Raw genomic sequence first — 23,662 nt, 5'->3', positions numbered from 1 at the left:
AAAATACTTAAAATATCTGTTGTTCTCAAATCTTAATTTTTAATGAAATCAACCTTACTCTTAATCTCAATTTTCCTATCTTTACGGTAAATGAAATTGAATTAATGCCCGATTTTTTACATCCCGATAAAGAAAATTATTCCCGCGAAGAACTTGCGCAGGAAGAGCAGATTCGTCCCCAGAGTTTTAAAGATTTTGCCGGACAGAGAAAAACATTGGAAAATCTTGAAGTTTTCGTGACGGCTGCAAAAAGGCGTGGCGGAGCGCTGGATCATGTTCTTTTGCACGGTCCTCCCGGTTTGGGAAAGACCACTTTGGCCAATATCATCGCGAATGAACTTGGGGTAAATTGCAAGATAACTTCGGGACCTGTTTTGGATAAACCCGGAAGTTTAGCCGGTTTATTAACCAATCTGGAAGAAAATGATGTGCTTTTCATTGATGAAATCCACCGTCTTTCTCCTGTTGTGGAAGAATATCTGTATTCTGCAATGGAAGATTATAAAATTGATATCATGCTGGAAACCGGTCCGAATGCGAGAAGTGTACAGATCGGGCTGAATCCTTTTACTTTGGTGGGAGCTACAACCCGAAGCGGAATGCTTACAAAACCGATGTTGGCAAGATTCGGAATCCAAAGCAGACTGGAATATTATACGATTGAACTTTTGTCGATGATTATTATCCGAAGTGCAAGAGTTCTGGGCGTAAAAATTTATGAAGATGCGGCCATTGAAATTGCCAGAAGAAGCCGAGGAACACCGAGAATTGCCAATGCTCTTTTGAGAAGAGTAAGGGATTTTGCAGAAATAAAAGGCAATGGAGAAATTGAAATTAATATTACAAAATATGCTTTAAATTCATTAAACGTTGATGAATTTGGTCTGGATGAGATGGATAACAAAATCATGCGTGTCATGATCGAAAATTTTAAAGGAAAACCTGTCGGAATCTCTGCTCTGGCAACATCTATTGCAGAAAATCCTGAAACTCTGGAAGAAGTTTATGAACCTTTTTTAATTCAGGAAGGATTTATCATCAGAACTCCAAGAGGAAGAGAGGTTACCGAAAAAGCATACAAACATCTGAATATTGCGATACCGAGAAATCCGGGTGAATTGTTTTAAGTTTAACTTGATTTCGAAGTAAAATTTAGATTTTAATTCAAATAAAAAATAAACAACATTATAAAAAACTCAATATTATATGAAGCTATATCCAATACAATGCGGAAAATTTAAGCTCGACGGCGGAGCGATGTTCGGAGTCGTCCCAAAGAGTCTGTGGGAAAAAACAAATCCTGCAGACGAAAGAAACCTGATTGAACTGGGAACCCGTTCTCTTCTTGTGGAAGACGGAAAAAAATTAATCTTAATTGACTGTGGTCTTGGAAATAAGCAGGACGACAAATTTTTCGGTCATTATTCGCTTTGGGGAGACGATAATTTAGACAAAAACTTAAAGAAATATGGTTTTGTAAGAGAGGATATCACCGATGTTTTCCTTACTCACCTTCACTTTGATCACTGCGGTGGCGCGATTGAATGGAATGATGATAAAACAGGTTACAGACCTGCTTTCAAAAATGCACAGTTCTGGACGAATGAAAATCACTGGAAATGGGCAACGGAACCTAATGCAAGAGAAAAAGCGAGTTTTCTGAAGGAGAACATTATTCCGATTCAGGAAAGCGGACAATTAAACTTTTTACCCCTTCCTGCAACCGGAAATTATGGTTTTGCACCGGATTTAAAAATGGATGTGATTTTTGTTGACGGTCATACGGAAAAGCAAATGCTTCCTGTGATTCAATATCAGGAAAAAACAATTGTTTTCGCGGCAGATTTAATTCCGACTGCGGGACATATTCCTCAGGTTTATGTGATGGGTTACGATACGCGTCCTCTTTTAACTTTAGAAGAAAAGGGTAAATTTCTTAAGCAGTGTGTGGATAATGAATATTTACTATTCTTTGAGCATGACGCACATAACGAACTGGCAAGTCTGAAAATGACTGAAAAAGGGGTAAGATTAGACGAGACGTTTAGTTTTAATGATGTTTTTGGATATTAATTTTTGATTATGGAGGAATTACATTCAGAAACTCAGAAAGCAGAACCTGATCCCTTATCTGCACCCAAAATTATTGGTTTAACAGGCGGAATTGGTTCCGGAAAAACTACGGTTGCCAAATTCATTGAAGAGTTCGGATTTCCGGTTTATTATTCGGATGACAGGGCGAAAGATATCGTAAACGACAATGATGATTTAAGACTGAAAATCAAGGAACTTTTAGGAGATGAAGCCTATGACGAAAACGGATTTTATAATCGGAAATTTGTTGCTGAAAAGGTTTTTAATGATAAAGATCTTCTTCACAGCTTAAATGAAATTGTTCATCCTGCTGTAAGAACAGATTTTGAAGAGTGGGTGAAAAAACAGACAAAGTATCTGGTTTTTAAAGAAACAGCTTTATTGTTTGAATTAAAATTAAACCAGCAATGTTATAAGTCTTTACTTGTTACCGCTGAAGATAATATCAGAATAAAAAGAGTAATGGACCGGGACGGAAAAACCTACCGCGAAGTTCAGGCAGTGATGGAAAAACAGATGCCGGAAAAAGACAAAATAAAACTTGCAGACTGCATTATTTATAACAATACCAATCTTGAAGATCTCAAGGAACAAACCGAAAAGATCGTCTTCGATATCGAATAAAATTAAGCTCGTTGGATTATTTCTAACGAGTTTTTTCATGCTTCTGTTCTTCAGGTAAAAAAAGCAGGCTCTCATTTCTGAGAGCCTGCTTAAGTTGATTAATGATTAAATATATTATTCTTTAATAAATTTCTTCTGAACAGAAATGGTGTCTCCATCCAAAATGTCTATTACATAAAGTCCATTTATCAGGTTATGAACGTCAATCTTGTTGTTTAAGATAATACCGCTTGACAATAATTGTCCTGCTGAATTATAGATCTTATAATTCGCTTTTTTGCTGATATTTTTCACATACAATACTGAGCTCACCGGATTCGGATAAATCATAACATCTGTCTGATTGATCGAATTAGCAACCGGAAGTTTAGAAATTCTTACCGTGTAATCTTCTACTTCTCCATCAGGGAAGCTGTTACAGTTTACCGGAATGATATCTTTGCCCATTGCTACTCTCATCACTACATATTTGTAGTCTACCAGACTGATGAACGCATCTGCAGGTACTGTAAACGTCGTACTTGCTGTAGGATTCGTATTTGGTCCGTCCGCAAGGATTCTTTCGTTGATATCGAAGTATCCGTTTCTGTTGAAATCGATCCAGACTGCAACTCCTGCTTTATTGTTTCCTGCTAATTTTTTATCGATCACGATCTTGTTATCCGTAGATCCCTGGATCAGTTCAATAAATTTAGCCGGAACACCTGTATAATCTGAATAATTAGATCCTACAGAAATATTCGTCATCTGAGGTTTACCGTTTGGCGTTACTGTAACTTTAGAAATATATTCTGAAGTTATAGCCCCTGTAGATGCCATCTGACAGTACACAATAGTTGGTGTAGTGAAGTAATAAGGCAGTGTATACGTTCCCGGAGTTCCGCTACAAACGTTTGCTACCTGCATTTCATACTGTGTCAATTCAGATAAACCTGTAAGGGTAATCGTATTGGTATTAGACGGCACCATTGTCCAGCTCGGAATTCCTACCTTTCTGTATCTCAAGATATAAGTAGCACCCGGGAAAGGATCCCATGTTACTGTTGCAGTAGTCGGAGTAATTGCTGTAATGGTAAGTCCCGGAGGAGGTAACTGACAAGTTCTTTCCGTAGTAAATACTTTAGGATTAGACCAAGGATTAACAGTCGTTTCTCCGTTACAGATATTTGCCACCTGTACTTCGTAAGTTGTATAAGGGCTTAAACCTGTAAGAGTATACGTATTTAATGGTGCTGCAGTAACGTTCACTGTTGCCCATGTTGCTGTACCTACGACTCTGTATCTGATTACATAAGTAGCACTTGGTACAACTGGAGCCCATGTTACTACTGCTGAATTTGTGGTAACCGTTCCGATTGTTACATTCGGAGGGGTTGGATCACATCTTGTTGTGAATGTCTGAGTTGGTGTAAATGTTCCAGGAGTTGTTCCACAGCTTCCAGCTATCTGTACTTCATACGTTGTAGCCGGCGTTAAACCTGTTAAAGCCAATGGAGGATTACCTGTTAATGTTGATACAACCACCTGAGTCCATGTAGCAGTTCCCGCTACTCTGTATCTTACGATAAATGTAAGACCCCCGGTTGGTACTGTCCATGTAACATTCGCAGAAGTATGAGTAATGGTATTGAAGGCTAAGTTAGTTGGTGTTGTAGTAGAACAAGGTCTCAATTTCACCGCATAATCTTCTACTTCTCCATTTACTGCATTCTGACACATAACAGGAGCACTTGTACGTTTAAGAACAACTCTCATTGTCGTTGTTAAAGGTCCGTTATATGCTGTTGCAGGAACGTTGAACAATGCTGTAACAGGAGTTGTTGTACTTGCTGCAGAAGCCATAATTTGCTCTGTTGTTTCAAATACGCCATTTCTGTTAAAGTCGATCCAAGCCGAAACAGCATCATTTTGTGCTCCGCCTTTAGCTACTGATATCTGGTTTCCTGTAGAACCTATTTCTAAGTTCACTAATGTAGCCGGAGTAGTATAGCTGATATAATTTGTCTGTACAGAAGTATTACTCATTGGAGGAATACCCGGATTCACTGAAGTTATTGTAACGTTTGAAATAAAGTCGGTAGTTCCTGTACCCGTCATATTACAATAAGTAATTGGCGTAGTCGTAAACAGTACAGAACTAGACCAAGGTCCCTGAACTCCACCACAAATTGTAGCTACCTGTACTTCATAAGCAGTCTGTTCAGTAAGTCCTGTAATATTATACGTATTTCCTGTAACGACCAGAGAAGTATTCCAAGTTCCAACCGGGTTAGTAGTTCTCCATCTTACTAAATAAGTTGCCCCTGTAGAAGAGATCCAGGATACAGTAGCAGTAGTCGCACCAATGTTAGTCATTGTAATACCTGTAGGAGCAGCCGTAGTACAAGGCTGAATATCTACAAATTTAACCTGATAGTCTTCTACCTCACCATTACTTGTAAGTGGTGAACAAGCATCTGTAGGGGTTAAATAATAAACAATCACACGCATTTTCACTTTATTCGTACCAGAGTAAGCTCCGGCAGGAACAGGGAAAGTAGCGGTAACCGGCGTAGTGGTAGAATACCCTAAGTTCATGATTCTTTCTCCACCGGCAACAGTTGTCGGGTTATTATTAAATATTCCGTCACCGTTAAAATCTATCCATGCATAGGTAGAATATGTATTTGTTGATAACATCGTTCTACCCACGGAAAGTACATTGCCTGTAGAATTACGAGCTAATGTAATAATCTTTGTTACATCATTAGAATAATCTGTATAGGTACTCGCTCCGGAGTTGTTAGACATCATCGGTGTATTCGTACCTGTAACCGTAATATTATTGATGTATCCATCAGTTACAGTTGCAGTACCTGAATTACAATACGAAATTGCAGGGGTTGTAAAGTTGGTAGACGCAGACCAAGCTCCTGTAACACCACCACAAATAGTTGCAACCTGTACTTCATAAGTAGTAGCTGCATTTAGGTTTATAATAGTATATGGGTTGGTTACCGGCGCAGCAATTACCGTCCAAGCACCAGTACCTGTTCTGTATCTTAATGTATAAGTTGCCCCTGTTGCATTGATCCAAGAAACCAAAGCCGTAGAAGCAGTAACGTTTGAAACAACAACAGGAGTTGGAGGAGCTGTAGTACAAGCTGCAAGATCAATGATCTTAACTGCATAATCCTCAATTTCTCCGTTTGCAACCGTTGCACAAGGATCTGTAATTGTAGAAGTAGAGAAAATAACTCTCATTCTAAGTGTTAACGGACCATTATAAGCAGTTGTAGGAACTATAAATGTAGCAGTAATTGGAGTCGTTGTACTTGCTGTAGTATTAATTACTCTTTCTCCTGTTTCAAAAATACCGTTTCTGTTAAAGTCAATCCACGCACCAACAGCTAATGAAGATGTTGTGGTTGTTAGCCAAGATTTAGAAACAGAAATTGTATTGTTCGTAGAGTTACGAACCAATGTTACCAATTTGGTAGGATCCGGAGAATAGTTCGTATATGAATTGGCTCCTGAATTATTACTCATTACGTAAGAATTCGTTGGAGCAACTGTCACGTTAGAAATATAACCGTTCGTATTATTTGTAGAAGTAATATTACAATAGGTTACCGCCGGCGTTGTAAACTGATAAGGAGCAGTAAACGTACCTGTAGTTCCGGAACAAACATACGCTACCTGAACTTCATATTGAGTTTGCTCAACAAGGTTGTTTATGGTGTAAGCATTCGTAGTTAAAGGAACTGTAATCCAGGTTGAAGAACCTACCTGTCTGTATTGTAATATATATGTTGCTCCTATCGCAGGATCCCACATTACATAAGCTGAAGTTGCTGTAATATTTGTTACAGATAAATTTAGCGGCGCATTACTTGTACAAGCAATTGGCTGAATTAATTTAACTGCATAGTCCTCAACCTCTCCATCACCAAAACTTTGACACATTACAGGAGATGTGATATATCTCATAGCCACTCTCATCCTTGTAGTTGCAGGTCCATTATAAGCTGTTGCAGGAACGTTGAAAGTTGCTGAAACTGGAGTTGTAGTGCTTGAAGGTGAATTCATTACCTGCTCAGTCGCTTCAAAAACTCCGTTTCTGTTGAAGTCTATCCATACACCTACTGCTTCGCTCCATACTGTACCAGGGAAGAATTTTGTAACAGAAACAGTATTTCCTGTAGAACCGATTACTAAGTTTACCAAAGCACTTGGAGTAGCAGAATAATCAGTATAAGTAGATCCCGCAGAGTTATTACTCATTACAGCAGCACCTACAGGAGTTACCGTTACATTAGAGATATACTCTGAAGCAAAGTTACTGGATGTCATTGTACAGTAAGTAAGACCTAAAGTCGTAAAGTTTGTAGAAGCAGAGAATGGTCCCTGTACTCCATTACAAACTGTAGAAACCTGAACTTCATATTGAATACCATCAGTAAGACCTGTAAGGTTTACTGAGTTTGTTGCAGCATTCACTGTGATCCAAGTTGTGCTTCCTACCGGACGGTAGCGAACTACATAAGTAGAGTTCGTCGTAGCTGCCCAGGTAACTGTAGCTGTAGTCTGGGTAATCGCAGAAACAACAATACCTGTAGGAGCTGCTCCGGTACAAGTAAGTAAAGAAGTTACTGTTGCACTTCCGATGGCATAGAATACATTTCCAATAGCACTTACTCTGATCTTAACTGTTCCTCCCGCAGTAAGTCCCGTTAAGTTAAGAGACTCACTTCCATCGTTAGGTGTAGAAGCAGAAGCTACTGTCCAGGTAACTCCGTTATCTGTTGTGTAATCAATTTTTACATTCGCCGCATTATATGGAGCAGCGGTAGTATTAACTACGTCCCAAGTTACGTTTGTTGCACCATTATTATAAGCATTGGTTGTCGTTACTTTAAACGGACCGTCATTTCCAACAATAATCTGCTGATTGGCAAACTCGGTTTGCTGTTGAGTAGGAACCGGATTATTATCTCTTACCGTAACTCTGAAATTCGTTGTTCTTGCAATAGTGGAAACAGATTCCCATCCATTGTTAGAGTTATTTAAAACTCCAGCCAATACAGAAGATAATTTAGGGAAATATCTTGTTGGACTTGTCGTTGGATTAAATGATCTGAACGTAGCACCACTTGCAGTAGTTCCTAAGTTATTCTTATTAATTGTTACACTGGCGTTATCTACTTGTTCCCAACAATATGTCATCGGATCATTTTCAGCATCTGTAGCAGAAGCTGTTAAAACAAACGCTGTTCCTTTAGGAATATTATAAGTAGGCAGTGGTGCAATTACAGGAGGGTTGTTTGTAATTGGAGTTTCAACATCACACGTTCTGCTGATTAATCTGTTCTGTACCTGAGTAATGCTTACTGCATGGAAGTAAGGATCAGAGTGAGCCTGAACATCAGTATTTGCTCCTGTGATTCCTGCATATCCCATAATTGTTGAACCGGATCCCGGCTCAACGTTTACTCCGGCTGTTTCCAAACCATGGGAGAATGTATGATTTGCACCCAATTGATGACCTATCTCGTGGGCTACATAATCTATATCAAAATTATCTCCCTGAGGAATACCATCCGCAGGAGAAGTATATCCTGATCCTTTCTGCTGAGAAGTGGGACCTGTAGGATCTACACAAATACATCCTATACATCCTGCATTACCTCCACCACCGGAAGCACCGAATAAGTGACCGATATCATAGTTGGCATTCCCGACGTTAGCAGTAAGTGTTTGCTGAAGTTCCAAATTCCAGTTATTCATCTGGGCTGCAGGCGAATAAGGATCTGTTGCAGCATTGGTATAAATTACATTTGGAAAATTCTGTAAATTAAGGTGTAATGCAAAATCTTTTTCAAATACCCCATTTACTCTAGTTAGTGTTGCATTGATTGCTGTTAAAGCATTAGCAACGGTACCGCCGAAGTACTGCGTGTATTCACCTGTTACAGACATTGCCAGTCTCATCGTTCTGTACTTTTTGTCAGATGACTTGGCAAAGTTTGTTGTCTGATTGGCAAATGATTTTCCTGCTGAATAAAGATTTGCTATCTCTTGCTTGGACAGCCTGTCTTCGTTCATTGAACAAAGGAACCCTTCGTTACTTTTATCAGTTTTTGGATGTACACCATAAACTGTCTTGTCTTTATCAGCAGGTTCTATAAATTCATATTTACCATCCTTGATGATCATCGACTGAAAATCATCCGGCGCTAAACTGAATCTCAGATATTTGCCGGGGTCATCTACCCCAACTCCTACATAAGAGCCTAGTTGATACTGATCTGCCAGTTCTTTCACTACCACAGGGAAGCTGTAAACGGCAAATTTTTCAATTTTCCCATCTAAAGTTGGCAAAGAAATCGTGACGGGTTTTGCATTTTTTCCCGTTTCCTGAGCTTTCGCCAATTGAGACTTTAGCAGAGAAATGTCCAAAGAGTAATAGTTCTTAATATCAGAACTAGCTCTGGCTTTTTCCCCTCGAAATGTCGTGGGACTCCATTGTGCACTGGTAATCGCAAACAAAAAGAGGAAAAAGAAAGAAGTAAAATTTTTCTTCATAACTTTCTCAATATATTAATTATACAAATCTAAACAAATTTAATTATTAAATTAAAAATATTTCTATTTTTTCCATACAAACTTTTCAACAATTCAATTCAAAGCATTGGGAATAACCAACCAAACCAGTAATATATATGAAATTGAAAAACTGAAGTTATCTTATCTTTACCTTATTTATACAATATATAATCCATCTGAAGCCCTACAATTTATTAAAAATCAATTACAAAAAAATCCTCAGGCAAACCTGAGGATTATATTTATTGAAAGTTACTTTAATTATTTTTTGATGAATTTAGAATTGAAAGATTCTTTTCCTTTTTCTTCAATAGTAATTACGTATCCCCCTTTAATTAATTCAGAAACATTAATCTGTCCGTTATTGATATTTCCCTGTTTTACCAATTGTCCAGTTGCTCCATAAATTTTATAAGTCGCTTTATCTGAAACTTTGGTAATATTTAAAATATCTGATACCGGGTTTGGATAAATCTGAATATCATTTTTAGGGTTTGCTACATCACTGGTTGCTAACTGAACCTCAGAAACAACAACATTATAATCTTCATATTCCCCATACGTATTAATAGTTCCACAAGAAGAATTATGAACATATCCAGAAGTACCATAATACAATAATCCGATTCTCATTCTTAATCCTAAACCAGATACTGCAGAAGCAGGAACTGTGAATGATGAAGTTACAGGATTAGCTGTTACTGTATTTGCACTTTGCATAATTCTTTCAGAATCTTCGAATGTACCATTTCTGTTGAAATCAATCCATGCAGTAATCATTTCCGGAACCGCAGAACTTGTCCAACCTTTTGTTACAGATAAAGTGTAAGTATTGCCTTTAATAAGATTTACCTGAAGAGCTGGATTTGACACATAACTTGTATACGTACTTGGTCCTGAAGTATTGGTCATCGTTCCTAAAGAAACCCCTGCAATATGATCATCTGTAGCATTGTTAGTAGCTACCGCACAATAAGTCCCCATCGTAATGGTAGTAAAATTCACAGAAGCAGAGTATGGACTCGGTGTACCAGAACAAACAGCAGCAATCTGAACTTCATAAGCAGTTCCGTCTGGCAAGTTTGATAAAGTAACACTTAAAGCACTTGTATTAATTATAGTCCAGGTTGTTTCTGAAACCTTCTTATATCTTACAATATAAGTAGCCCCTGAAATAGGAGCCCAGCTTATATCCGCCGAACTTACCGTAACATTATTTGCAGTAATAGAAGTCGGAGCATTACCGTTACAAGGCGCAAAAGCAGTTACAGAAACCGATTTTACAGCATAGAATACATTTCCAATAGCAGATACTCTTACTTTTATTGTCTGCCCATTAAGAGAAGATGGTAAACTTACGTTTTCAGAACCATCATTTGGAGTTGAAGCTAAAAGTACAGTCCAAGACGCTCCATTGTTTGTTGTATAATCAATTTTAACATTTGCTACATTGTAAGGAGCCGCATTTGTATTTACAACATCCCAAGTAATTGGTGAAGGAGCGGCACTGTTTGCAAACTGAGAATTTATTTTAAATGGTCCGTTATTTCCAACAATTATCTGTTGTGTTTTCGTACTTGTTTGCTGTTGATCTGCAAATGGGCTATTGTCTCTTACGGTAACCGCAAAATTTGTTGTTCTTGCAACTTGAGAAACAGCCTCCCAAGTATTATTGCTATTATCCAAGTATCCGTTAAGTACCGATTCTAATTTAGGGAAGTAACGAGTTGGATTAGATGTTGGGCTTACGGATCTAAATGTAGCTCCCGTAGTAGTTGTTCCTAAATTTGTTTTATTAATCACTACATTGGTATTATCAACTTCTTCCCAAGTATACGTCATTGGATTATTTTCAGGATCTGTTGCAGAAGCTGTTAATACAAACGCAGTACCTTTAGGAATGTTATAAGTTGGTAAATCATCAATCACCGGTGGAAAATTATTAGTAGAAGTTTCTACATCACAGGTTTTTGTAATTAAGTTAGCCTGAACCTGATCGATACTTCCTTTAAAGAAATAAGGATCTGAGTGCGGCTGAACATCTGTGGTTGTACCTGTAATACCTGCGTATCCCATAATCGTAGACCCTGAACCCGGTTCCATTTGCACAGGACTTCCCTGCATTGTATGAGCAAAAGTATGATTGGCTCCCAATTGATGGCCAATCTCGTGAGCTACATAATCAATATCGAAATTATCACCAGAAGGAGGGTTTGCAGCAGATGGCAAAGTACTTCCTGTAGCAGGAGAAGTAATACCTGATCCTTTACCATATCCTACAACAGAGTCATACCCTGTACCAACAGGACTCATACAAACACATCCGATACACCCTGCGTTACCTCCACCTCCGGAAGCACCAAATAAATGTCCGATATCGTAATTAGCCTGTCCTACATTATTTGCTAAAACATCTCTAAGAGAAGTATTCCATGTAGCAGGTGGAGATGAGGCACTTGTAACAGCATCATAAGGATCGGTAGCCGGATCTGGATAAATTAATGCAGGATAACTTAATAGATTTAAATGAACAGCAAAGTCTTTTTCAAATACTGCATTTACTCTTGTTATGGTAGCATTTATCTGAGCTAATGCTCCTGCAACACCTCCGAAAAACTGAGTATATTCTCCAGTAGTAGACATTACTAATCTTAATGTTCTGTACTTTTTATCAGAATTTTTAGAGAAATCTGTTGGCTGATTAGCAAATGAATGTCCCGCTTTTAGCATTTGATTTATTTGCTGTTGCGCAGCCGGGCCTTCTTCTGTAGAACATACAAAACCATTTTCATTCTTTTTAGATTTCGGATGAATAGCATAAATGGTCTTATCCGCTTTTGTAGGCTCAATAAATTCATATTGTCCGTTATTGATGACCATAGATTGGAAATCACCAGGAGCTACTGAAAATCTAAGGTATTTAGCCGGATCGTCTATTCCAACTCCAGCATAGGAGCCAAGCTGATACTGTTCAGCAAGATCTTTTGCCATAACAGGAAAACTGTATACGGCAAATTTTTCGATTTTTCCGCTTAACGTAGGCAAAGAAATAATTACAGGTTTTGCACTAGGACCCATTTCCTGAGCTCCTCTAAGTTGGGTTCTGATCTGATCGATATCCAGCTTATAATAATTCCGTTCAAGAGATAATTCCATTTTAGAACTTCTCTTTGGCGTAGTGGGAGACCACTGAGCCATAGCCGAACCGCCTATTAAACCGAGTAATAAAGCAGTAAAAAGTTTCTTCATAGCTTTTTAAATTAAATTTACCCGCCAAATATAGCTATTTTCAGATCATAAATATTGTATTGACACGCTTTTTAACCTAAAAAATATTTTTTAGCATCGTAATTTGATAAAAAATAAATAATCTCCAGAAATATCTGGAGATTATTTTATCATTAATAATTAGATTAATTTCTTATTATTTTTTAATGAATTTTGACGTAAATAATTCTTTACCTCTTTCTTCAACGGAAATTACATACCCACCTTTAATTAATTCAGAAACAAAAATTTGTCCATTCTTAATATTTCCTTGTTTTATCAACTGTCCGGTAGCTCCATAAATTTTGTAACTAGCCTTATCTGAAACTTTAGTTACGTTTAAAACATCTGATGTTGGGTTTGGATATATTTGAATATTACTTTCCGGATTACTAATATCGCTTGTTGATAAAATAGTAGATGTAACGAATACATTATAGTCTTCAACTTCACCAAATGTATAAGATGTACATGCTTCTGGTGATGTATTATAACGTAATGCAACTCTCATTTTAAGCATTTTATTTTGAACTGCTGTGGACGGCACTGTAAACGTAGCACTTACTGTTGGAGTTGAATTTGCTGCTGCATTCATTACCAGTTCACTTGTATCAAATGTTCCATCTCTATTAAAATCAATCCATACTCTTACTGCCTCAGAATATATATCAACCGGCCAAGTTTTGGTTACGGAAACTGTATTATTATTAGATCCGCTTAGCAGATTTATAATTTTTGTAGGGTCAGTTCCGTAATCCGTATAGGTACTTGCTCCTGAAGTGTTATTAAGATTTGCCAATGTAACATTAGAAATGTACTCCTCTGATGGATCAGCTGATGATATTGCACAATATGAAACTGATGATTGAGTAACGAATTGATTATTCGCAGAGAATGTACCTAAAGTTCCTGAGCAAACTGCTGCAACTTGTACATCATATTTAACTCCTTCTTCCAGACTATTTAAAGTAACAGTATTGGTAGAGGAAGTTGTTTGCTGCCATGCTGTTTCAGTAACTTTTTTATATCTTATCTGGTAAGTAGCATTTAAAATTGAGTTCCAACTTATCACAGCAGAAGAAGTTGTAACATTAGAAATTGCAATACCAGTAGGAGCACTTCCATTACATGTTGCAGCACTTGTTACCAACATTTGCTTAACTGCATAGAAAACATTTCCTATTGATGAAATTCTTAATTTAATATTCTGTCCATTTAATGCAGCCGGAAAAGTATAAGTTTCTGATCCATCATTAGGTGTAGAAGCAGAAAGAACAGTCCAAGTTGTCCCGTTATTTGTTGTATAATCAATTTTTACGTTTGCAGAATTATACGGAGCAGCAGCAGTATTTGCTACATCCCATGATACAATTGATGGAGCATTGTGATAAACCTGAGTCGTGTTGATTTTAAATGGTCCGTCATTACTTACTGTAACCGTTAAAATATCACTTTGTGTTTGCTGAGATGTTGTGTTTGGGTTATTATCTCTTACTGTTAATACAAAATTGGTAGGTCTTGCAACATTCGAAACAGTTTCCCAGTCTGCAGGAACTGTAAGGTTTCCGGCTAATACTGAAGATAATTTTGGAAAATATCTTGTATTTCCTGTAGCTGTTGGAGACAAAGATCTAAACAATGCTCCTGTTGTGTTATTTCCTGTTACACTTGTTACCGGAATATCTGTATCATCAAATTGTTCCCAAGTATAAGTCATTGGATCATTTTCAGGATCTGTAGCTGTTCCCGTAAGAACAAATGCAGTTCCTTTCGGAATTGTATAATCTGAAAGGGCCCCTATTACCGGAGGATTATTTGTAACAGAAGTTTCAATATCACATGTGGTGGTAGTAAGATTATCTTCAACCTGTAAAATACTTGCAACATGGAAGTAAGGATCTGAGTGCGCCTGTACATCTGTAGCCCCAGTAATACCAGCGTATCCCATAATAGTAGAACCTGATCCTGGTTCCATATTAACCCCTGTTCCTTCTACATCCATAGAAAATGTGTGATTAGCTCCTAATTGATGCCCCATCTCGTGAGCTACATAATCTATATCAAAATTGTCTCCCTGAGGAATTCCGTCTGCAGGAGAGGTGAATCCGGATCCTTTACCTTCTGGTTCAGCAGTAGTAGGATCTGTACATACACAACCAATACATCCTGCATTTCCCCCACCTCCGGAAGCACCGAATAAATGACCAATGTCATAGTTCGCATTTCCTACATTTGCTGTTAAGGTATTTTGTAATTCAAGATTCCAAGCACCTCCTGCACCGGCAGACGCAGCAGAATATGGATCTGTGGCAGCATTAGTGTAAATAACTCCCGGGAAATTCTGTAGAATTAAGTGCAATGCAAAATCTTTTTCAAAAACACCATTTACCCTAGTCATTGTGGCATTAATCGCAGTAAGAGCTCCAGCTACCGTTCCACCAAAAAACTGCGTATACTCACCTGTTACAGACATTGCTAATCTCATGGTTCTGTATTTCTGATCAGAAGATTTAGCAAAGTTAGTAGGGTTTTTATCAAATGTTTTTCCTCTTGAATATAAAGCGTCTATTTGCTTTTTCGATAATACACTTTCATTCATACTACAAACAAAACCTCCTTGAGCCTTATTAGTTTTAGGATGTACCCCGTAAATTGTTTTATCAGCATTTTGAGGTTCAATAAATTCGTAAACTCCATCTTTAATAACCATTGACTGGAAATCATTTGGAGCGACGGAAAATCTCAAATATTTAGAAGGATCATCAATTCCTACACCAACATATGATCCCAATTGATACTGATCTGCTAATTCTTTTACTACGACCGGAAAGCTATACACTAAAAATCTTTCGATCTTACCATCCATCGTTGGCAATGAAATTTCTACGGGTTTAGCATTTTTTCCTGATTCTTGTGCATCTTTAAGTTGACTTCTTATTTTTATAAGATCTAACTTATAGTAACTTCTAACATTAGAAGATTTTTCCGATCTACCTGCGAATGTAGTTGGAGTCCATTGTGCAATAGCTGTACCTCCTATTAAACTACATAAAAAAGTAGTAATGAGTTTTTTCATATTAAGAATATTTTTAATATTTCAAAAATACTCATAGATTACTTAAAAATCAAAGAAAAAATATCAAAAAAATCAACTTTAATTAAAAAAACAACATAAAAATCATATTTATATATTAATTTTAACAATTAACATGTAATAGATTAAAAATTTTATTTAAAATATAACCCTTTAAAAATTCAAAAGGATTACTTTGCTTAATGTGCTGATTTAAAATTTATACGCCAGATTCCACGCGAAGCCCATTCCGAATTTAGAAGAGCTTCTTCCGAATCCCGGAACGATCATGGGCTGGATTTCGTCCTGTTTTGTGGTATACACCAGATATCGCGGCTGAAGATTGACATCAATGTAGAAATTAGTTTCAAAAAGCTGTACTCTTCCTCCCAATGTTCCTTCCAGCCAATAGGACGACTGTGTAGAGGAAGGAAAGGAAATTGCAGAACTGCTTCCACCGTAGCCACGAACGGGAACCGCCATATATTCCTGTTTATAAAAGGAACCCGCTATTTTTCCACCCGCATAGAAACCATTGAATTCATTTTCAAGATCTTTTGCCAACATATAGAATGCCCCGATTTTTACGAAAGGGCCATTTGCCTTTCCGTCATAACCGTTTTTCTGGTAAATATTAGACTCAAAACCGGCTTCTGCTATGGCATGAAGATTATCTTTCAGTTTTGAAGATACAAAACCCTGATACAACTTTCTGTCTGAAAAGAAAGAAACCCCTGTATTCAGAACATCAAAACCGATCATGAAATTGGGTTCATATTTCCATTTTTCCTTTGCAGTTTCCTTATCTTTCTTCTCCTGAGCAAAGCCCAAAAGACTGATTACACTAAAAAAGAAGGAAAAGATTAGTCTTGTCTTCATTCTCTATAAAATTTTGTCCGGCCTGGATTTCCTTTACCGGAGTCGTTGTGTTTGGATCTAATACTGAATTTAAATTTTCGTAGGTAAGCTTTATTCCGCAACCCGGAGAAACATAAGCAGATTTTGTGGTATAATTTATCCTTACTTTAGATTCAGAACCTTTGTTGGTAATTCTGAAATAAACATCCGTATAAGTTGAATTGTCCACTCTTAAAGGAATAACCCTTGAAGTAATTTTAGCCTGTCCTCCCAACTGTACTTTTCCGGAACCGTAATCTACCGCTACATACAGAGAATCCAGCGTTCTTTCCTTATCGGTTGCCTGCGTTTTGAAAGAAACTCTCATTCTCGGAGTTCCTTCCCCGCTTTCACAGATATCATTATCGCCGCCACATGAAAAAAGCAGACTGATAAAAGAAATGGCGATTAAAAATTTAAAATATTTCATCTGAACATTTTGTTTTACTTTACCGGACAAATCCGGCATTTCATCTTAAGATTTGATTCCTTCAAAAGTAATTAAATTATTTCTTAATCAGCAAAGCAATATTTTCTACGTGATGCGTCTGCGGGAACATATCCACCGGTAAAATCTTTACCACATCATACTGTTCTTTCATTAAGGCTAAATCTCTTGCCTGGGTAGCAGAATTACAGCTTACGTAAACTACTTTTTCAGGAGAAAGTTTTAAAATCTGCTCAACCACTTTCTGGTGCATTCCGTCTCTTGGAGGATCTGTGATCAGGACATCTGCTTTCGGATGATTCGCCAGAAAGTCGTCATTGAAAATATCTTTCATATCTCCGCAATAGAACGTTGTATTCGTAAGACCGTTCAGTTCTGCGTGTTCAATGGCTGCATCTATGGCTTCCTGTACAGATTCTATTCCGATTACCTGCTTTGCATTTCTTGCGACATACTGAGCAATTGTTCCTGTACCTGTATAAAGATCATACACTACTTCATTTCCTTTTAAATCTGCAAATTCAAGCGTTTTTCTGTATAATTCCAACGCTTGTTTATAGTTGGTCTGAAAGAATGATTTTGGACCGATTTTAAACTTTAAACCATCCATTTCCTCCATTAAATAGCCTTCCCCAAAATACACATTGATATCCAGATCATAGATAGAATCGTTGGCTTTCGGATTAATCGCGTAGACCAAAGTCTTGATTTGCGGGAATTTTTCAAGCAAAAATCCGAATAGTTTTTCTCTGTTTTCTTTTTCTTCTCTGAAAAGCTGGAAAAGAACCATCCATTCGCCTTTCGAGTTTTGTCTCATCATTAAAGTTCTTAAAAAACCTTCGTGATTGCGGACATCAAAAAAGTCTAAGCCTTCATTTACAACATACTGTTTCACTGCCAATCGGATCGCGTTTGAAGGATCTTCCTGAAGAAAACATTCTTTAAGATCTAGAATTTTGCTCCACATCCCCGGAATATGAAACCCTAAAGCATCTCTGCTGCCGAAATTTTCTTCGGAACTGATCTCGTATTGGGTAAGCCAACGGGAATTGGAGAAAGAAAACTCCATTTTATTTCGGTAAAAATACTGCTCTTCCGAACCTAAAATCGGAACGGTATCAAAATTTTCAATGCCTCCGATTCGTTTAATATTATTGTACACTTCTTCCTGTTTGAAAGCAAGCTGCTTTTCATAGCTCATGTTCTGCCATTTGCAGCCTCCGCAAACTCCGAAGTGAACACATTTCGGCTCTACTCTGTAAGGCGATTTTTCCAGAACTTCCAAAGCTTCACCTTCAAAGTATTTGGACTTTGCTTTTTTCACTCTTACATTCACCACATCTCCTGGAATTGCTCCGGAAACCATAACGGTTTTCCCTTCTTCCGTTCTTCCTATTGCCACTCCTTTAGCTCCTGCATTTAAGAGTTTTATATTTTCAAGAATTAAATTTTTCTTATTCTTTCTGCTCATTGTACAATTTTCTATTTTCCTAATGAAACTTTTACGTTTCAGTCTGCAAAAATACAATAAAAAAAACCTTATCCGAAGATAAGGTTTATATCTGTACTCAATTTAAATTATTTTGTCTGAGCCGGCTGAGGATTTGCCTGTTGCTGAGGAGCCTGTTGTCCTGCTGCCTGTTGCTGCTGAGCGGCTACCACTGCAGGATCCATTCCTAATCCCGGTTGTAACTGAACATTAGGATTTACCTTTGGAGCGGAAAGACCTGTCTGCTTGTCTAAAACGGTCACCAATTCCGGATCTCCTAAGTTGAAGAACGGCTTGCTTGCAATTTTACCGTCTTTATCTACCACGATAAAGCAAGGTAACTTAAATCCGTAAACTCCGTATTTTTTAGCAATATCAGAATTTAATCCGTTTTCACCGTAAACATTAGTTCCGGTAATTCCTTTTAGTAAAGAGCTGCTTGTTTTCACAAACTGGTCTTTTGTATCGTCAACATTTACAAAAACAAAATTCATTTTAGATTTGTAAAAATTCACTACTTCTTTCAATACAGGAATGGTAGCTTCTCCTATATAAGGATTCCAAGAAGCATAAAACGCTAATAAATATGGCTTTCCTTTATTTTCAGAAAGATTGTACGATTTTCCGTCTGCTTTTACTAAAGAAGCTTCAGGAGCCTGTTCTCCAATTTTGAATCCGTTGATGGCAAACTGAATTTTCTTTAGATCTTCTTTAATGGTAGCATCTTTAATATCTTCGTCGATAATTTTTTTGATCTTCTCAACTGTTTTTTCAGGTGAACCCGGATGAATATCCGACTGCGCCATTACAAATGCCAATAAATAGTCTTTAGCTGTCTGTGAAAGATCTTTTTGGTTTTTCTTTAAATATTCTGTGAATAATTCTGAAGTGGTAACATCCTTTTTCCCTGCAGTTTTTGCCTGAGCATATTTCTGAAAATCAGGACTCATTTTTGTTAAAAGATATTCTCTGTATAAAGGATGTTCTTTTACCAATACATCTTTGTTCTCTTCCAGTTTATTAGTGAAATCTGTAAAAGCTTTCGTTACTTTAAATGAAGGATTCCCCATTTGCTTATGTCCCATTTCATACTGGTTCAGGATGGTAAGCAACGTAGTTGAAAGATCATTTTTCTTCCAGGTAACCACTTCATTATCCGGACTAAACTTCTTAACATTTTCATCGATGTTTTTATTAACATCTGCCTGAACTTTTTCTATTCCTTTAAGGAAGGTTTTTTCATCTTTCGTCATCAGCTCATTCATATTAACTGTCTGAGCATACGTTGCAAGATATTTCTGGGTAGCCATGAAGAAATCGTTGTTATTCTTCGCATCTCCCGTGATCACATATTCAGTCGGGAAAGTCATTGCATTACCAGAAATTTCAAGTTTCTGACCGCCTTTAAGGTAGATTAAATTTCTTTTTCCTCCGTAAGAAAGCAGATACATTCCGCTTTTCGGAGCATCGAAATTTCCAGTGAAAGTTCCGTCTTTATTTACCCCGATATTCATTAATGGTAAAGTTGCTACTCCCGAAGCTTCTATTAATTCTATTCTCTCCAATGGAGAACCTCCCGTGATTTTTCCTTTTACTTCTACTTTTTTAGAGCAAGACATCGCAAAAACCGCGATGATAAACAATAAAAGATATTTTTTCATTTTGAATTTTATAATTACGCAAAAATAGTTTTTTCATTAAACTAAAAGCAATTAAATATTACTTTTATGAAAGATTTAACTAAAAAAAATCGCCATCCGGTGAGGAGACGATTTTTTATGTTATCTCGATAGATTTTATCCTCTGTCAGCAAAAGCTGTGATAAATTCTCTGTTCATTCGGGCAATGTTTTCAAGAGAAATTCCTTTCGGACATTCCACTTCACAAGCTCCTGTGTTTGAACAGTTTCCGAATCCTTCTTCGTCCATGGCTTTTACCATGTTCAGTACTCTTCTCTTCGCTTCTACTCTACCCTGCGGTAAAAGTGCGTACTGAGAAACTTTAGCCCCAACGAATAGCATTGCAGATCCGTTTTTACAGGTAGCCACACAAGCTCCGCATCCGATACAGGCAGCAGCGTCCATTGCTTTGTCTGCATCTTCTTTAGGAACCGGAATTGCATTGGCGTCCAAAGTATTTCCTGAAGTGTTCACTGAAATGAAACCACCAGCAGCCATTACTCTGTCGAATGCGCTTCTGTCTACCATTAAGTCTTTAATAACCGGGAAAGCCGCACTTCTCCATGGTTCGATAACGATGGTTTCACCGTCTTTGAACATTCTCATGTGAAGCTGACAGGTTGTAATTCCTGTATCCGGACCGTGTGCTCTACCGTTGATGTAAAGAGAACACATTCCGCAGATTCCTTCACGACAGTCGTGATCGAAAGCTACCGGCTCTTTTCCTTCGTTAATTAAACTCTCGTTAAGGATGTCCAACATCTCCAAAAATGAAGAATCTGTAGAAACATCCGATATTTTATAAGTCTCAAACTGACCTTTAGATTTATTATTTTTTTGTCTCCAAATTTTCAGCGTAAGATGTAAGCCTTTTTTTGCACTCATAATGTTATATTTATAGGTTGGAGATTATTTTGTTGGTTTATCTGCATTTTCAAATTTCATATCTGAAGTTAGAACTGCAATTTTATTTGAATTTTTACTTTTCAACTCCTGATATTTCTCCATTGCTTTTGCAATATTTTCAGATTTATCTTCGTCGGATTTAGTATAAAGTTGTTTTGTATCATTTTTTACAACCTGATAAAAAACTTTTTTATCTCTAAACTCATTGGGGTTCATTGGTCTAAGATTTACACCTGCAACAAAAGCTCCCATTTGTCCTTCAGCGTTAATTACGTACACTGAATTCGGTTCAAGATTTGCCTCCACGTAGTCTCTGTTTTCTGCACCAGCCCAAAACAAATGCTGTCCCGGTTCACATTCATAAGCTAAATATTTTCCACTTGGAAGTGCCCCTAAGAATATATCTTTATCATAAATTCTAAAGTTGATCAAAGCTCCCGCTCCTGTTTTTAGAATATAAACCAGAGATTTTCCTTCCGAAGGTTTATCAATTTCCTGAGTCGTAATTTTCTGAGCAAAAACAGTAGAAATTCCGAAGAGAACTACAAAAAATAATAATACTTTTTTTAAACTCTTCATCTTATTTGTAACTTCTTGTTTTAACTTCGATGTTGTCGTAGATCAGTTCTTCTTTATGCAACACTTCCGCGTTGATATCGCTTCCCTGATATTCCCAAGCTCCTACATATTTGTAATTTTCGTCATCTCTTTCTGCCTCTCCGTCCGGAGTTGAGTGATCTTCACGGAAATGTCCTCCACAAGATTCGTTTCTGTGCAATGCATCGATAGCCATTAACTGTCCAAGCTCTAAGAAATCGGCAACTCTGAATGCTTTTTCAAGCTCTGTATTCATTCCGTCGTTATCTCCCGGAACTTTTACGTCTTTCCAGAAATTGTTTCTTACTTCTTCAATTTCTCTGATGGCTTCTCTTAAACCTTCAGGCGTTCTTCCCATTCCTACCTTATTCCACATAATGTTTCCTAACTGCTTGTGGAAATAATCTACCGAATGGGTTCCATTATTATTTAAGAAGAAATCAATTTTTTCTTTAATTCCTTTTTCAGCTTCGTCAAATGCGGAAGAAGCCGTAGGAATGGCTCCCGTTCTGATATCTGCTGAAAGATAATCTGCAATGGTGTAAGGAAGTACGAAGTATCCGTCTGCAAGTCCCTGCATCAAAGCAGAAGCTCCCAATCTGTTTGCTCCGTGATCTGAGAAGTTCGCTTCCCCGATAACAAAACATCCCGGAATAGTAGACTGTAAGTTGTAATCTACCCAAACTCCACCCATGGTATAGTGAACCGCAGGATAAATCTTCATCGGAGTTTTGTAAGGATCGTCTGCTGTAATTTTTTCGTACATTACGAAAAGGTTACCGTATTTCTCCTCAACCCATTTTTTACCCAAATCATAAATCTGCTGATCCGTAGGATTGCTGATGTGTTTCTCAATAGCGGCTTCTCTACCTTTTTTCATGATCTCTGTAGAGAAATCAAGGTAAACACCTTCCTGAGTATCGTTATTTTCGATTCCGTATCCGGCATCACATCTTTCCTTAGCCGCTCTTGAAGCAACGTCTCTAGGAACAAGGTTACCGAATGCAGGATATCTTCTTTCCAGATAATAATCTCTGTCTTCTTCTTTGATGTTTTCAGGTCTTAATTTCCCTGCTCTGATCGCTTGTGCATCTTCAATCTTTTTAGGAACCCAGATTCTTCCGGAGTTTCTTAAAGATTCAGACATCAAAGTAAGCTTAGACTGCTGTGTTCCGTGAACCGGAATACACGTTGGGTGAATCTGTACATAACAAGGATTTGCGAAATACGCTCCTTTTTTGTGAATCTTCCATGCTGCAGAAACGTTAGAACCCATTGCGTTTGTAGAAAGGAAATATACGTTTCCGTATCCTCCTGAAGCAATAACCACTGCGTGTGCAGAGTGTCTTTCGATTTCACCTGTCACAAGATTTCTTGCGATGATTCCTCTTGCTTTTCCGTCTACGATCACAAGATCCATCATTTCATGACGGTTGTACATTTTAATTCTGCCTTTACCGATCTGACGGCTCATTGCAGAATAAGCACCTAATAATAACTGCTGACCTGTCTGTCCTTTTGCGTAGAAGGTTCTTTTTACCTGAACCCCACCAAATGAACGGTTATCTAACTGACCTCCGTACTCACGCCCGAAAGGAACTCCCTGAGCAACGCACTGGTCGATGATATTTGCAGAAACTTCAGCCAATCTGTAAACGTTTGCCTCTCTTGCTCTGTAGTCTCCACCTTTAATGGTATCATAGAACAATCTGTACGTAGAGTCACCGTCTCCCTGATAGTTTTTAGCTGCGTTGATACCTCCCTGAGCTGCGATAGAGTGCGCTCTTCTTGGAGAATCCTGATAGCAGAATGCTTTTACGTTATATCCTTGCTCAGCCAGAGTAGCTGCCGCAGAACCACCTGCCAAACCTGTACCTACAACAATAATATCAATCTTGTCTCTGTTGTTTGGTGCAACAAGGTTCATATGGTCTTTATGATTTTTCCATTTATCCTTAAGAGGACCCGCTGGAATTTTTGAATCTAATTTACTCATATTAGTA

General features: G+C 37.6%; 13 protein-coding genes. 3 read left to right on the top strand and 10 right to left on the bottom strand.

Annotated features, from left to right (window positions below; genetic code table 11):
* Positions 1 to 104: 104 nt before the first annotated feature.
* The 3 genes from ruvB to coaE all read left to right on the top strand — a co-directional run bounded on the left by ruvB (position 105) and on the right by coaE (position 2,718).
* Positions 105 to 1,127, top strand: a complete 1,023-nt coding sequence (ruvB, locus tag BW951_RS04165; protein WP_076390685.1) for a Holliday junction branch migration DNA helicase RuvB — start codon at positions 105 to 107, stop codon at positions 1,125 to 1,127.
* A 79-nt stretch (positions 1,128 to 1,206) separates the two neighbouring features.
* A complete protein-coding gene (locus tag BW951_RS04160; RefSeq protein ID WP_076390684.1) occupies positions 1,207 to 2,073 on the top strand; it encodes an MBL fold metallo-hydrolase in 867 nt (288 codons plus the stop codon).
* Between the two features lie 9 nt (positions 2,074 to 2,082).
* Positions 2,083 to 2,718 carry a dephospho-CoA kinase gene (gene coaE / locus BW951_RS04155; RefSeq protein WP_076390683.1) on the top strand — a complete coding sequence of 212 codons (636 nt, stop codon included), beginning with the start codon at positions 2,083 to 2,085 and terminating at the stop codon, positions 2,716 to 2,718.
* 114 nt (positions 2,719 to 2,832) lie between these two features.
* Here the strand turns inward: coaE and BW951_RS23020 are convergent, their stop codons facing one another.
* The 10 genes from BW951_RS23020 to BW951_RS04105 all read right to left on the bottom strand — a co-directional run bounded on the left by BW951_RS23020 (position 2,833) and on the right by BW951_RS04105 (position 23,655).
* The gene (locus tag BW951_RS23020; RefSeq protein ID WP_076390682.1) at positions 2,833 to 9,282 is read right to left on the bottom strand and encodes a GEVED domain-containing protein; all 6,450 of its coding nucleotides are present in this window, start codon (positions 9,280 to 9,282) and stop codon (positions 2,833 to 2,835) included.
* A gap of 282 nt (positions 9,283 to 9,564) precedes the next feature.
* A complete protein-coding gene (locus tag BW951_RS04145) occupies positions 9,565 to 12,552 on the bottom strand; it encodes a reprolysin-like metallopeptidase (protein WP_076390681.1) in 2,988 nt (995 codons plus the stop codon).
* Positions 12,553 to 12,727: 175 nt separating this feature from the next.
* Complete coding sequence (locus BW951_RS04140; RefSeq protein WP_228427494.1) at positions 12,728 to 15,436, bottom strand: reprolysin-like metallopeptidase; 2,709 nt, start codon at positions 15,434 to 15,436, stop codon at positions 12,728 to 12,730.
* Between the two features lie 420 nt (positions 15,437 to 15,856).
* Positions 15,857 to 16,522: a DUF6048 family protein gene (locus BW951_RS04135; protein WP_076390679.1), complete on the bottom strand. Its 666-nt coding sequence runs from the start codon at positions 16,520 to 16,522 to the stop codon at positions 15,857 to 15,859.
* Positions 16,488 to 16,970: a DUF6452 family protein gene (locus BW951_RS04130; RefSeq protein WP_076390994.1), complete on the bottom strand. Its 483-nt coding sequence runs from the start codon at positions 16,968 to 16,970 to the stop codon at positions 16,488 to 16,490. Before BW951_RS04130 ends, BW951_RS04135 begins: the two co-directional genes overlap by 35 nt.
* 76 nt (positions 16,971 to 17,046) lie before the next feature.
* Positions 17,047 to 18,459, bottom strand: a complete 1,413-nt coding sequence (gene rlmD / locus BW951_RS04125; protein WP_076390678.1) for a 23S rRNA (uracil(1939)-C(5))-methyltransferase RlmD — start codon at positions 18,457 to 18,459, stop codon at positions 17,047 to 17,049.
* A gap of 107 nt (positions 18,460 to 18,566) precedes the next feature.
* Positions 18,567 to 20,138 carry a TlpA family protein disulfide reductase gene (locus BW951_RS04120; protein ID WP_076390677.1) on the bottom strand — a complete coding sequence of 524 codons (1,572 nt, stop codon included), beginning with the start codon at positions 20,136 to 20,138 and terminating at the stop codon, positions 18,567 to 18,569.
* 135 nt (positions 20,139 to 20,273) lie between these two features.
* The gene (locus BW951_RS04115) at positions 20,274 to 21,041 is read right to left on the bottom strand and encodes a succinate dehydrogenase/fumarate reductase iron-sulfur subunit (RefSeq protein WP_076390676.1); all 768 of its coding nucleotides are present in this window, start codon (positions 21,039 to 21,041) and stop codon (positions 20,274 to 20,276) included.
* 24 nt (positions 21,042 to 21,065) lie between these two features.
* A complete protein-coding gene (locus BW951_RS04110) occupies positions 21,066 to 21,641 on the bottom strand; it encodes a hypothetical protein (RefSeq protein WP_076390675.1) in 576 nt (191 codons plus the stop codon).
* Between the two features lies 1 nt (position 21,642).
* Entirely contained in the window at positions 21,643 to 23,655 is a 2,013-nt protein-coding gene (locus BW951_RS04105; RefSeq protein ID WP_076390674.1) for a fumarate reductase/succinate dehydrogenase flavoprotein subunit, read from the bottom strand.
* Positions 23,656 to 23,662 lie beyond the last annotated feature (7 nt).

It is taken from the genome of Chryseobacterium gambrini (assembly GCF_900156825.1).
GTDB lineage: Bacteria > Bacteroidota > Bacteroidia > Flavobacteriales > Weeksellaceae > Chryseobacterium > Chryseobacterium gambrini.
The sequence above is the reverse complement of the archived record's forward strand: the minus strand, read 5'-3'. Positions and strand labels throughout refer to the sequence as shown.